The following is a 12,051-nucleotide window of genomic DNA, read 5'->3' on the forward strand; positions in this document are numbered from 1 at the left end:
CAACGCGGATGCCTTTGCAGCCGCGCGCGCGAACGCATCCGCAAGCGACTCGACGATGCTGCGCACGTATTCGGCCCGGCCGTCCGGTACGCCGCCGCCCGCCTCCTGACTCAACTGCGCGACCCTGGCGGGCATGTCGCCTGGCGGCATGAGCCGGGGGTCGTCGATGTCGAAGGCCGTGAAGCGCACGCCGGGGCGGGACGCGGCATCCAGCAGCGCGCTGAGGTCGAGGTCGTCCGTTGCGCCGTCGTCGGCACGCCAGGCGCGCACGCACTCGTTGAGCACCCACAGACCCATCACGTTGTGCAGCAGCCGCGTCGTGCCGTCGACGCCGCGCTCGTTCGTGAATCCGGAATCCCGCGCCGCCGCGGTGAGCACGGGCGCAGGCGTCTCGACGCCCACGAGACCCCACGTGCCGCACGACACGAACACCGAGCCCGTGGCCCCGAGGGGCGTGGCCACGACGGCCGATGCCGTGTCGTGCGAGCCCACAGCGACGACGGCGGTCGCTCGGGGCAGGCCCGTGCGCTCGGCGATCTCGGGCGTCAGCGTGCCGATCGTCGAACCGGGGCGCACGATGCGCGGCAGGATGCCGGCCGGCAGCCCGATGCGCGCGGCGAGCTCGGCATCCCACTGCGGCGTCGCCGTCGCGGCGGGCACCAGCCCGGTCGTTGACGCGTTCGTCTCCTCCGCCACCCGCTCACCCGTCAGCCAGTAGGCGAAGAGGTCGGGGATGAGCGCGATGCCGTCGATGCCGTTCGCGCTCGACTGAGCGCTCGACTCAGCGCTCGCGCCCGTGATCGCCTCGTCGGCCGCCAGCTGATACAGCGTGTTGAACGGCAGGAACTGCAGGCCGTTCCGCTCGTACAGCTCCTCGAACGGAACGACGGCGTGCACGAGTTCGACGCCGCGGTCGTTGCGGGCGTCCCGGTAGTGGAACGGCTCACCGATCAGCCCGCCGCCGCGCAGGATGCCGTAGTCCACGGCCCACGAGTCGATGCCGATGGAGGCGATACGCTCGCCTGCCTGCGCAGCGGCGGCATGCGCATCCGCCAGACCGTCGAGCACGGCCTCGCGGAGCGCCGCGATGTCCCAGTGCAGGCCGTCTTCGCGTTGCACCGGTTCATTGGGGAACCGCGCGATCTCCTCGAGGGCGAGCGTGCCGGGCGAATCGGCGGATCCGGCGGACACCCGGCCGAGCATGACCCGCCCGCTCGTCGCGCCCAGATCGACGGCGGCGACGACGATCGGCTGTGCCGCTTCACCTGGCACCGCCGGACTCGAGACGGTCATCGCAGGAACGCGGCAGCGACCCCCGCGTCGACAGGGATGTGCAGGCCGGTCGTGTGGTCGAGGTCGCTCGTGCACAGCACGAACACCGCGTTGGCCACGTTCTCCGGCACGACCTCGCGCTTCAGCAGCGTGCGCTGCGCGTAGTACTCGCCGAGCTTCTCCTCAGGCACGCCGTAGACGGCCGCCCGCTTGGCGCCCCAGCCGCCGGCGAAGATGCCGGAGCCTCTGACGACTCCGTCGGGGTTGATGCCGTTCACCTTGATGCCGTGCTCGCCGAGCTCGGCGGCCAGCAGCCGCACCTGGTGCGCCTGGTCGGCCTTCGTGGCCGAGTAGGCGATGTTGTTGGGCCCGGCGAAGACGCTGTTCTTCGACGAGATGTAGACGATGTCGCCGCCGAGGCCCTGCTCGATCATCACCTTCGCTGCCGCACGCGACACCAGGAACGAGCCCTTCGCCATCACGTTGTGCTGCAGATCCCAGTCCGCGACGGTCGTCTCGAGTAACGACTTCGAGAGCGAGAGGCCGGCGTTGTTGACCACGAGGTCGAGCCCGCCGAAGGCGAGCACGGTCTCGTCGACGGCGGCCTGCACCGCCTTCTCGTCGGTGACGTCGGCGCGAACGCCGATGGCGACATCCGTCGACCCGATCTCCGCCGCTGCCGCTTCGGCCTTCTCGAGGTCGAGGTCGGCGATCACGACGCAGGCGCCCTCCGCTGCCAGTCGAGCGGCGGTCGCCTTGCCGATGCCGGATGCCGCACCCGTCACGAGCGCGATCCGCGTGGCGAGCGGCTCCGGCCTGGGCCGCCGCTGCAGCTTGGCCTCCTCGAGGGACCAGTACTCGATGCGGAACTTCTCCGACTCGTCGATCGGCGCGTACGACGAGATCGCCTCGGCGCCGCGCATGACGTTGATCGCGTTGACGTAGAACTCGCCCGCCACCCTGGCGGTCTGCTTGTCGGGGCCGTAGCTGAACATGCCCACGCCGGGAATCAGCACGATCGCGGGATCCGCGCCCCGCATCGCGGGCGGCTCCTCGCCGCGCGCCCTGGCCGCGGCGGCGCCGCGCTCGTAGTACGCCGTGTAGTCGGCGCGATACGCCTCGTGCAGCTCGCGCAGGCGAGCGATGGAGTCCTCGATCGACGCATCCGCCGGCAGGTCGAGCACGAGCGGCTTGACCTTCGTGCGCAAGAAGTGGTCGGGGCAGCTGGTTCCGAGCTCGGCCAGACGCGGATGCCCCGCCCTCGACACGAAGTCGAGCACCGCTTCGTCGTCGGTGAAGTGGCCGACGACCGGATGATCCGTCGACGCGAGCCCCCGCAGCGCGGGAGCCAGCGCGGTGGCCTTTGCGCGCCGTTCCTGCTCGGCGAGCGGCTCGTAGCCGTTCTCGACGGCGCCGAACGGCTCGGGCCGGCCGTGCTCTGCGATGTAGTCGGCGGCCGTGCGGATGATCCACAACGAGTTGGCCTCCGCCTCGTCCGAGGTCGCGCCCCAGGCCGTGATGCCGTGCCCGCCCAGGATGCATCCGACCGCATCCGGGTTGTCGCGCTTCACGGCCGCGATGTCCAGCCCGAGCTGGAAGCCGGGACGACGCCACGGAACCCACACGACTCGGCCGCCGAACGCATCCCGCGTCAGGTGCTCGCCGTCGGCCGCGGTCGCGAAGGCGATGCCGGAGTCGGGATGCAGGTGGTCGACATGCGCGGCATCCACCAGCGCGTGCATCGCGGTGTCGATCGACGGTGCTGCTCCGCCTCTGCCGTGGAGGCAGTAGTCGAAGGCGGCTACCATCTCGTCTTCGCGCTCTTCGCCGGGATACACGGAAGGCAGGGCGCGCAACCGGTCGAGGCGCAGCACGGCGAGCCCGCTCTCGGTGAGGGTGCCGAGGTCGCCGCCCGAGCCCTTCACCCAGAGCAGCTCCACGTCATCGCCGGTGACGGGGTCGGTCTCGCTGTCCTTCGCCGACGTGTTGCCGCCTGCGTAGTTCGTGTTGCGCGGGTCGGCGCCCAGCCGGTTGCTGCGTTCGATCAGGTCGCTGACGGCCTGGTTCGTCATGTCTGGTTCTCCATGTCAGTCGGGGTTCGACGGCCGCGCAGCCTCAGCGAGCGCACGGATCAGTGCGAGGAGGTGTTCGCTGCGGTCAGTGCACGGATGCGAGCGGCGAATCGGTCGATGGATGCCTGCGCGGCGCCCTCGTCCGGGCGGTTCAGGTGGCCGTGCATGGTGCCGGCCTCGGTCGACACGTCGACGGGCACGCCCGCCTCGCGCAGCGTGCGGGCGAAAGCCTCACCGGAGACGCGGAGCTCGTCCGTTTCGTCGTTGATCATGATCGTCGGCGGGAAGGATGCGAGCTGCTCCGGTGTCGCGAGCCCGGGCACGGCGTAGATCGGCGCTTCGCTGGGCGTCTCGTCCAGCGGCCGGCCGAGGTAGTTCTGGTACATCTGCGCGACCGAAGCCGGACCGAACCGGTCGGCCTCCGGGTTGGCATCCAGCGCCGCGCGCAGGTCGGCGTCGGGCTGCGGCTGCGCCGCGAGCAGCGTCGGATACGCCAGAACCGCCAGGGCGGGCACCGCATCGCCCTCGTGCGAGAGCCGGAGCACGGCGCCCGTCGCGATGTTGCCGCCGGCGCTCGCCCCGCCGATGGCCCAGGGACCTTCCGCGATTCCCGCGCCGACCGCCCAGCGGAACGCGAACACGGCCTCGTCGACCGGAACGGGGTAGTGCACGCCCTCGAGCACGACGGGACGTCCGAGGGCGTCGGCGCGCTCGGGTGGCGTGGGTGCGAGGCGGTAGTCGAGCGACGCGACGACGATGCCGTGCTCCGCGAAGCTCCGCGACACCCAGTCGGCCTCCGGCATGTCCAGGTCTCCGCCCGAGAACCCGCCGCCGTGCAGCCACAGCAGGCCGGGGCCCGTCGCCTTCGCGGGGCGGTAGAGGCGAACGCGGAGCGGGCCGTGAGGTCCCTCGAGCGCGCGTTCCTCGGTGGTCACGTCCCCGGCGGCGGGGCTGGAGGTGGAGGTGGAAGTAGAGGTGTCAGCGGTGGTCATGCGCCCCATCCTGCCTGCGTTCCACCGACCCGTTCCTCTTCGATGCGCTCCTGGTACCCGGATGCCGCGAAGGCAGCGCCCGGATCGCGCGGCAGACCGCGCGACTCGCGCCAGTCGGCGAGGTCGGGGCGCACATCCGTGTAGAAGGCGTCCATGACGACCTCGTTGGCGCCGAGCACGTCGCCGGCGTCCTGCGCCGCGGTCAGGGCGTCACGGTCGACGAGGAGCGCACGCGCCGTCATCTCCTGCACGTTGAGCACCGACCGGATCTGCCCCGGGATCTTCTTCTCGATGTTGTGGCACTGGTCGAGCATGAACGCCACGTCCGGGTTCGCGTAGCCGCCGCCGCGGATCACCTCGAGGAGGATGCGGAACAGCTGGAACGGATCGGCCGCGCCGACGATCAGGTCGTCGTCGGCGTAGAAGCGCGAGTTGAAGTCGAACGAGCCGAGCTTTCCGAGTCGCAGCAGCTGCATGACGATGAACTCGATGTTGGTGCCGGGCGCGTGATGACCGGTGTCCAGGCAGACGACGGCGCGGTCGCCGAGCGCGCTCACCTGCGCGTAGGACGTTCCCCAGTCCGGAACGTCGGTGTGGTAGAACGCCGGCTCGAAGAACTTGTACTCCAGCACGAGCCGCTGGCCCTCGCCGAGCGAAGCGTAGATCTTCGACAGCGAGTCGTGCAGGCGATCCTGCCGGGCCCGCATGTCGTCCTGTCCGGGGTAGTTCGTGCCATCCGCGAGCCAGATCTTGAGGTCGCGGCTCCCCGTCTCGTTCATGATGTCGATGCACTCGAAGTGGTGGTCGATCGCCTTCTGGCGGATGACCGGGTCGGAGTGCGTGACGGAACCCAGCTTGTAGTCGTCGTCCTGGAACGTGTTCGAGTTGATGGTGCCGAGGCTGACACCGTTGTCTTCGGCGTGCTTCTTCAGGTCGGAGTACGAGGGCACCTTGTCCCACGGGATGTGCAGCGCCACGCTCGGCGCGAGACCCGTGTACTTGTGCACCTGCGCCGCATCCGAGATCTTCTCGAACGGGTCGCGGGGAACGCCCGCCTGCCCGAACACCTTGAAGCGCGTTCCCGAATTGCCGAACGCCCAGCTGGGAAGTTCGATGGTCTGCCGGGCGAGCAGATCGAGGGTGGGGGACGGGATCGTCATGCTGATGCCTTTCTTGCGTGCCCCGCGACGCCGTGGGGCTGCTGTGATGGTGACGAAGTGCTGAGCTGCGCGGTGGCGGGAGACGGTCTCTGATGCATGGTGTCAGCGTCCGTCCGGGATGGCCGCGAGAAGTTCGTCGAGGTTGAACACCTCGGTCAGCCGTTCGGATGCCTGGTCCGCGCGTCCGTCGAGCGCCACGAAGAAGCGCGCCATGTCGGCCTCCCACCGTGCCGCCACCTCGGACTGCGCGAGGTAGCGCTCGCTCGCTTCGGCGTCGTCCGTCTCGAAGTATCCGATCAGCTCGCCGTCGTCAGCGAGGAACAGCGAATAGTTCCGGCGACCCGATGCCTCGATCTCGCGCAGCATCTCCGGCCACACGGCAGCATGCCGCGTCTTGTACTCGTCGAGGAGCTCCGGCCTGACCCTGAGGCGGAAGCACACTCGCTGCGTCGACGTCATCGGCTTTCCTTTCGCGATTGAATCGTTTCATAGATCGGGCGCTCCCGCAACTCGTGCTGCGTATGCGAGTGGCGGCATTCGTTCCGTCGGCCGGGGGACGGTGCCGCCGCATCCTTACCGCTGTCCGCCGGCCCCGGCCAGCAGCCGTCGACCGTGCGTTGCCATCCGCCGGCGTCGCCGTCCACCATCGCCGTCCCCCGCCCCAGTCCCTAGCCCTCGGCCCGTCGCCGGCCGTCGACCGTCCGCAGCCCCGCCTGCTCCGCCGTCCGCCGGCCGTCGCCGCCCGCTTGCCGGCCCGCGTCGTCGAATTCAGGATGAGCGCGGCGTCGGCGCATATCGCAGCCGTGTGGTCGCGTCTCCTGAATACGGCGCGCGGTGAGTGTGACATCCGTCGTCGGCGCTGGCCCCGGCAGGTCCGTCTTCTCCCGTTAGTGCACACTCCCATCAGCTGTGTTTTCTTGTCGGTCGTCCGCTCTCGTCGGCCCTTCTCGTCGCCCCCCTTCGGGGCAGCCGAATCGAATTCAGGATGAGCGCCGCTTCGGCCGCATATCGCAGCCGTGTGGTCGCATCTCCTGAATTCGGAGTGCATTGAGCAGGCGTGCGATCGGAGTTGGGGCGGGAGGGGACGTGAACCACGCTGTCGGGCCCGCCGCCGGGGCCCGGTGTCGGAGTCGAGACGTAAGGAGCACTCGGAGCCCGCAGTCGGAGTCGAGACGTGAGGGACACCCGGAGCCTGTCGTCGGAGCCAGGAGGTGAGGGGCGCCCGGGGCGCGGCGCCGGCATCCATGCGCACGTACCGCCGACAGCGGCCCGCCCACAGGGACGCGGGATCGCACCCGGAGGAACGGGGCGTGGCGCGCCTGAGGTGAGATGATTCGTTTCAGCAGGCCACTATGGGATCGGCGCTCCGCTTCGTTTGCGCGTCGTTGCTCTCGGGCGCCGGGCGGTCTGCGCGCGACATCGAACGCTGCCTCGGGACGAGGGGCGATCTGGAGGTTCTTCCGATGGTCAGTGTGAGAGATGTCGCGATCGCGGCAGGCGTCTCCGTCGGCACTGTTTCCAATGTGCTCAATCGGCCAGACCGCGTCGCGGCGGCCACCGTCGAACGCGTCAACGCCGCCATCGCGGACCTCGGCTTCGTACGGAACGACGCGGCTCGGCAGCTCAGAGCGGGTCGCAGCAGGAGCATCGGCCTCATCGTGCTCGACGTGGGCAACCCCTTCTTCACCGACGTGGCGCGAGGAGCCGAGCGACGTGCGGAAGAGGACGGCTTCTCGATCCTGCTCGGCAACAGCGACGAGTCCAGCTCGCGCGAGGGCGGCTATCTCGATCTGTTCGAGGAGCAGCGCGTTCATGGCGTGCTGATCAGCCCCGTCGCCGACGTGCTGCCCCGGCTCCGCAAGACGCGCGATCGCGGCATCCCTGTCGTCCTCGTGGACAGGCAGGCACCCGACCGCAGCTTCTCCTCGGTCGCCGTCGACGACGTGGCAGGCGGTCGGGCCGCTGTCGAGCACCTGATCGAGATCGGGCGCAAGCGGATCGCGTTCGTCGGAGGTCCCGAGTCGATCAGGCAGGTGTCCGACCGTCTCTCCGGGGCGCGCATCGCGGCATCCGAGCGGGCGGGAGTCGCGCTCGAGTACGTGCCGACTTCCTCGCTCACCGTGCGAGCCGGAGTGGAGGCCGCGACGGAGCTGGTGGCTCGTGGGCCGGCGAGCAGGCCGGATGCCGTGCTCGCGGCGAACGACCTCGTCTCGATCGGGGTGCTCCAAGCCGCCAGCCTTGCCGGCATGAGTCTGCCGGACGACCTCGCGATCATCGGATACGACGACATCGACTTCGCGGCGACGGCGACGGTTCCGCTGACGTCCATGCGCCAGCCCGCGACGCTCATCGGGCACACCGCCGTCGACCTGTTGCTCGGCGAAGCGCAGCACGGTGAGGGATTCGAGCCGAAGCAGATCGTGTACCAGCCCGAACTCGTCGTTCGCCAGTCCACGTCGGGGCGCTGAGCGGGGGCGCCATGGAGCATCACGAGAGGGCGCTGTCCGCCTACGTCGAGGGTGTGCGCGGCGATGCGGACGTGCTCGCCGTCATCCTCGTCGGATCCGTCGCCCGGGCATCCGAGCGAGAGCAGTCGGACGTCGATGTCTACCTTGTGGTGACCGACGAGCGGTTCGCCCGCGAGACGGATGCCGGTCGCTTCGCCTGGACCGAGCGGCACGACCTCGACTATCCCGGCTCGTACATCGACGTCAAACTGGCGAGCCCCGGATATCTCGAGATCGCGTCGGTGCACGGTGACGACCCGACCAGGTCGTCGTTCGCCGGTGCGCGGGTGGCGTTCAGCCGACGCGACGGTCTCGCCGAGCTGGTCACGAGGATCGCCACGCTCCCGGATGCCGCCTGGGACGAACGCGTGCGATCGCACGTGGCGCAGGCGCGCCTGTACGGCGGCTACTTTCTCGTGCAGGGCGCGCAGGGGAACGACGCGTTCCTCGTTCGCCACGCCTCCGTGCACCTGACACTTGCGGCGGCACGGGCCGCACTTGCCTCTGCGCACGTCCTCATGCCGGGCCCCAAGTACATCTCCGGCCTCATGCGCGCCGTTCCCACGCCCGATGGATTCCTGCCGGCCTGGGACCGAGCCGTCTCCGATCCCGGGATGGACAGCGGCGCCGAGCTCCTCCGCCGTCTGCTCGACTGGCTCGGACACGGCATGACGCCGGACGAGGCGTTGTCCACCTTCATCCGCGACAACGAGCTCACCTGGCTGCGCGGCGGCGCGCCAGCCGAGTTCTTCTGACGCGCCGCCGCTGCTCAGTCATCCCTTGACGGCGCCGCTCGTCATGCCTGCCACGATCTGCCGGTTGAAGAAGATGTACATGATCAGCGGCGGGATCGTGATGAGCAGGATGTTCATGAAGAGCAGGTTGTACTGGCTGACGGCCTGGCTCTGGAAGTTGTAGAGCGTCAGCTGCACAGTCGGGTTGCTGCTGCTGGGCAAGAAGTACAGCGGACCGGTGAAGTCGTTGAACACCGCGACGGCCTGCACGACGATGACGGTGATCAGCACCGGGCGGAGCAGGGGCAGGATCACCTGGAAGAAGAGGCGCATCGGCCCGGCGCCGTCGATGATCGCCGCTTCATCGAGCTCTCGGGGGATCGTCGCGACGAAGGCGCGGAACAGCAGGATCGAGAACGACAGACCGAGGGTCGCTTCCACGAGGATCATGCCGGGCAGCGTGTCGAAGATGCCGAGACCCTGCAGCACCCAGATGGTGGGCACGACGGCCGGAGGAACGATCAGCCCTGCGAGCACCAGGAAGTTGACGAGCGGGTTCAGCTTCGTGCGCCTGCGATGGAGCAGGTATCCGCACATCGCCGAGAACACCACCATGATGGCGACGCTCGCGATCGTGAGGATGAAGCTGTTGATGAACGCCGCGAGAACCTGGTAGCTGTTCGTCTGGATGACCTCCACGAGGTTCTGCCAGAACTGCCAGGTCGTGGGCAGGTCGAAGCCCATCAGCCCGGCGTCCTTCGGATCCTTTGCCGCCTGCAACAGGATGAAGATGAACGGCACGAGGAACACGACGATCGACACCAGGATCGCGATGATGCCGATCAGGTACTTCCTGGCGAATCTGCGTGCCGTCATGGGGCGCCGCGGCGGGTGCAGCACGCCGCGCTCTCCGCGCGGAGCAGTGGTGATCGCTCTCGTGACGGTCACAGGTCCGCCTCCCTTCGGTTGAGCAGCCATTGAACGGGCAGCATGATCGCGGTGACCACGAGGAACAGGATCACGTTGCCCGCCGTCGACAGGCCGAAGAACCCCGCCTGGTACTGCTTGTAGATGACCGACGCGATGACGTCGCTGGAGAAGCCGGGGCCTCCGTTGGTCATCGCCCAGATCAGGTCGAACGAACGCAGTCCGCCGATGAGCGACAGGATGATCACCGTCGCCATCGCGGGACGCACGAGCGGGAGCGTGATGTTGCGGAACACGTTCCACGATCCGGCGCCGTCGACGCGAGCCGCTTCGAAGTACTCGGAGGGGATGGCGACGATGCCGGCCATGAAGATCAGCGTCGCGATCCCCACGCCCTTCCAGATGTCGACGCCGGCAACGGTGAGCAGCGCCAGGTGCGGGTCCGTGTACCAGCCGGGCTGCGGCAGATGGAAGAACCCGAGCACCTGGTTGACCACCCCGTGGAACGGGTCGAGGAGCGCCTTGAACGTGAGGCCGACGCCCACCGTGGAGACGAGGACCGGGAAGAAGACGACGGCGCGCAGATAGCCCCGTCCGAATGTCGCGCCGGTGAGGAGCAGGGCGAGCGCGAGCCCGAGCACCACCTTCGCCGCCGACGTGACGAATCCATAGATGAACGTGTTGACGAAGCCCTGTGTCAGAGCCGGCGTCTGGAAGAACTGCACGAAGTTGCCGAAGCCGATGAACGTCTGACTGAACAGGGTCCATCTGGTCAGTGCGAAGTAGAACGACGAGAACGTCGGCAGTGCGAAGAAGATCAGGTAGAGGACGCCTGCCGGAATGTAGAACCACGACGGGTAAGGGCTCCGCATTCCGCGGCGGTCGCTCTTCGTCTTTCGCGGGGCTCTCGTCGGGGCGGCCGGATCGATGGTGACGGATGCGGTGGTCATAGGCACTCCTTGCTCAGGAAGTGGGGGCCGGTGGTACGCATACCGGCCCCCACTTCCGGTGGATCCTCAGGACGCGGGGTGGATCACCAGCCCTTGATGCCCAGCTGCTGGGCCTGTGCCTTCACATCCTGGTCGTACTGCTGAGCTCCGACCTGCGCGCTCGTCGATCCTGAGGCGACGGCGATGAGGATCGTCTCCAGGTTCGGCCCCTTGATCGGCGACTTGAACTCGAGTGCGGGGCTCGCCTTGTCGTCGTCGATGTACTTCTGCACGTCCTTGGTGAAGGCCGGTGCGTCGGACGGCAGCGAGCAGGCGCTCGTCGAGTACGGACCCGCTGCCGCACCCGTCTTGTTCTGGATCTCGCAGCCCTGCGGGGAGTTCGCGAACGCCACGAACTCCTTCGACGCCTTCAGCTTGTCGCCGCTCGTCGTGCTGGAGATGTAAAGCGCGTTCGGCTCCCACAGGGTCAGCGACGTGTACTGAGCGTCGGGAGACGGGATGGCGAACACGCCGATGTCGTTGATCTTGTCCGGCTCGTTCTGCTGAACGGTCGCCATCGAGCCGGTGAGCATCGGGTACTGCGCCGCTGTTCCGTTGGCCAGGGCATCCATCGCCTGTGCGTTCGTCATCGACGCATAGTCCTTGTTCACCAGTCCGGCCGGGACGATCTGTGCCGTGTGCTGGAAGCCCTCGAACGCCGGCTGGTTGACGTACTTGGCGCCATTCTTGTTCTCGGTGTAGTCCGTCGCCCAGTTCGGGTCCTGCTTGTTGATGTTGGCGAAGTCGCCGAGCACCAGAAGCTGGCTCGTCCACGTGTCACCGAACGACTGCAGGATCGGCGTGACATTGGGATCGGCGGTCTTGATCTTGTTGCTGTTCGCGATGAACTCATCCCAAGTCGTCGGGATGGACAGGCCCAGCTGCTGGTAGATCTTCTTGTTGTAGAGGATGCCGCCCGCCGAGGACGTGCCGAGCGGCGCCCCGTAGACCTTGCCGTCGACCGAGACGACCTGCTTGAAGTTCTTGTCGAGGTCTTTGACCCAGCTCTCGCCGCTGAGGTCGACCATGGACGTCTTCGGATTCAGCGCCTGGAAGAGAGACCCGGAGTTGTAGTGGAAGACATTGTCCATCGTCTTCGTCGACAGCTTCGTCTTCATCAGGTTGTCGCCCTGGGTGCCGGGCGGCTGCGTGTCGAGTTTGACGGTGACGTCGGGGTACTTCTTCTCGAACGCCTCGATGAGCGCCTTGCTCTGCGTCCGGGTCGGGGCATCGTTCTGGGTGAGGAAGGTGATCGTCACCTTGCTCCCGGAATTCGAGCCTGTGCTGCCGAATCCGCTGCACCCGGTGAGAGCGAGTGCGACCGCCGCGATCGCTGCTGTCGCGGCCGCGGCGCGGCGCATGGGGGAGAGCTTCATCCCGTTACCTCCTTGTAAGGCG

Annotated in this window: 10 protein-coding genes; 2 read left to right on the forward strand and 8 right to left on the reverse strand. The window is 68.0% G+C overall.

Annotation, left to right across the window (positions count from 1 at the left end; genetic code table 11):
• The 5 genes from VHB92_RS03220 to VHB92_RS03240 all read right to left on the reverse strand — a co-directional run.
• Positions 1–1,272: rhamnulokinase (locus VHB92_RS03220; protein ID WP_325451326.1), on the reverse strand; the 1,272-nt coding region annotated here is incomplete at its 3' end.
• A gap of 17 nt (positions 1,273–1,289) precedes the next feature.
• Positions 1,290–3,344, reverse strand: coding sequence for a bifunctional aldolase/short-chain dehydrogenase (locus tag VHB92_RS03225; protein ID WP_325451328.1), 2,055 nt, complete (start codon positions 3,342–3,344; stop codon positions 1,290–1,292).
• A gap of 59 nt (positions 3,345–3,403) precedes the next feature.
• Complete coding sequence (locus VHB92_RS03230; RefSeq protein WP_325451330.1) at positions 3,404–4,336, reverse strand: alpha/beta hydrolase; 933 nt, start codon at positions 4,334–4,336, stop codon at positions 3,404–3,406.
• Positions 4,333–5,496, reverse strand: coding sequence for an L-rhamnose isomerase (gene rhaI / locus VHB92_RS03235; protein ID WP_325451332.1), 1,164 nt, complete (start codon positions 5,494–5,496; stop codon positions 4,333–4,335). Before rhaI ends, VHB92_RS03230 begins: the two co-directional genes overlap by 4 nt.
• A 102-nt stretch (positions 5,497–5,598) precedes the next feature.
• On the reverse strand, positions 5,599–5,955 hold the full coding sequence (locus tag VHB92_RS03240) for an L-rhamnose mutarotase (RefSeq protein ID WP_325451334.1): 357 nt from the start codon (positions 5,953–5,955) through the stop codon (positions 5,599–5,601).
• 1,004 nt (positions 5,956–6,959) lie between these two features.
• Between VHB92_RS03240 and VHB92_RS03245 the strand changes: the two genes are divergently transcribed.
• Together VHB92_RS03245 and VHB92_RS03250 are read left to right on the forward strand one after the other, a co-directional pair.
• Entirely contained in the window at positions 6,960–7,964 is a 1,005-nt protein-coding gene (locus VHB92_RS03245) for a LacI family DNA-binding transcriptional regulator (protein WP_325451336.1), read from the forward strand.
• An 11-nt stretch (positions 7,965–7,975) separates the two neighbouring features.
• Positions 7,976–8,758: a nucleotidyltransferase domain-containing protein gene (locus tag VHB92_RS03250; RefSeq protein WP_325451338.1), complete on the forward strand. Its 783-nt coding sequence runs from the start codon at positions 7,976–7,978 to the stop codon at positions 8,756–8,758.
• A gap of 18 nt (positions 8,759–8,776) precedes the next feature.
• Here the strand turns inward: VHB92_RS03250 and VHB92_RS03255 are convergent, their stop codons facing one another.
• From VHB92_RS03255 to VHB92_RS03265, 3 genes are all read right to left on the reverse strand, one after another.
• Positions 8,777–9,685 (reverse strand): carbohydrate ABC transporter permease, encoded by a 909-nt coding sequence (locus VHB92_RS03255; RefSeq protein ID WP_414653056.1) that lies wholly within the window; start codon positions 9,683–9,685, stop codon positions 8,777–8,779.
• Complete coding sequence (locus VHB92_RS03260; RefSeq protein WP_325451340.1) at positions 9,682–10,614, reverse strand: sugar ABC transporter permease; 933 nt, start codon at positions 10,612–10,614, stop codon at positions 9,682–9,684. The genes VHB92_RS03255 and VHB92_RS03260 overlap by 4 nt, the downstream gene beginning before the upstream one ends.
• Positions 10,615–10,697: 83 nt before the next feature.
• On the reverse strand, positions 10,698–12,029 hold the full coding sequence (locus tag VHB92_RS03265; protein WP_325451342.1) for an ABC transporter substrate-binding protein: 1,332 nt from the start codon (positions 12,027–12,029) through the stop codon (positions 10,698–10,700).
• Positions 12,030–12,051: the final 22 nt, after the last annotated feature.

The sequence above is a fragment of the Humibacter sp. genome (assembly GCF_035547335.1).
Taxonomy (GTDB): Bacteria; Actinomycetota; Actinomycetes; order Actinomycetales; family Microbacteriaceae; genus Humibacter.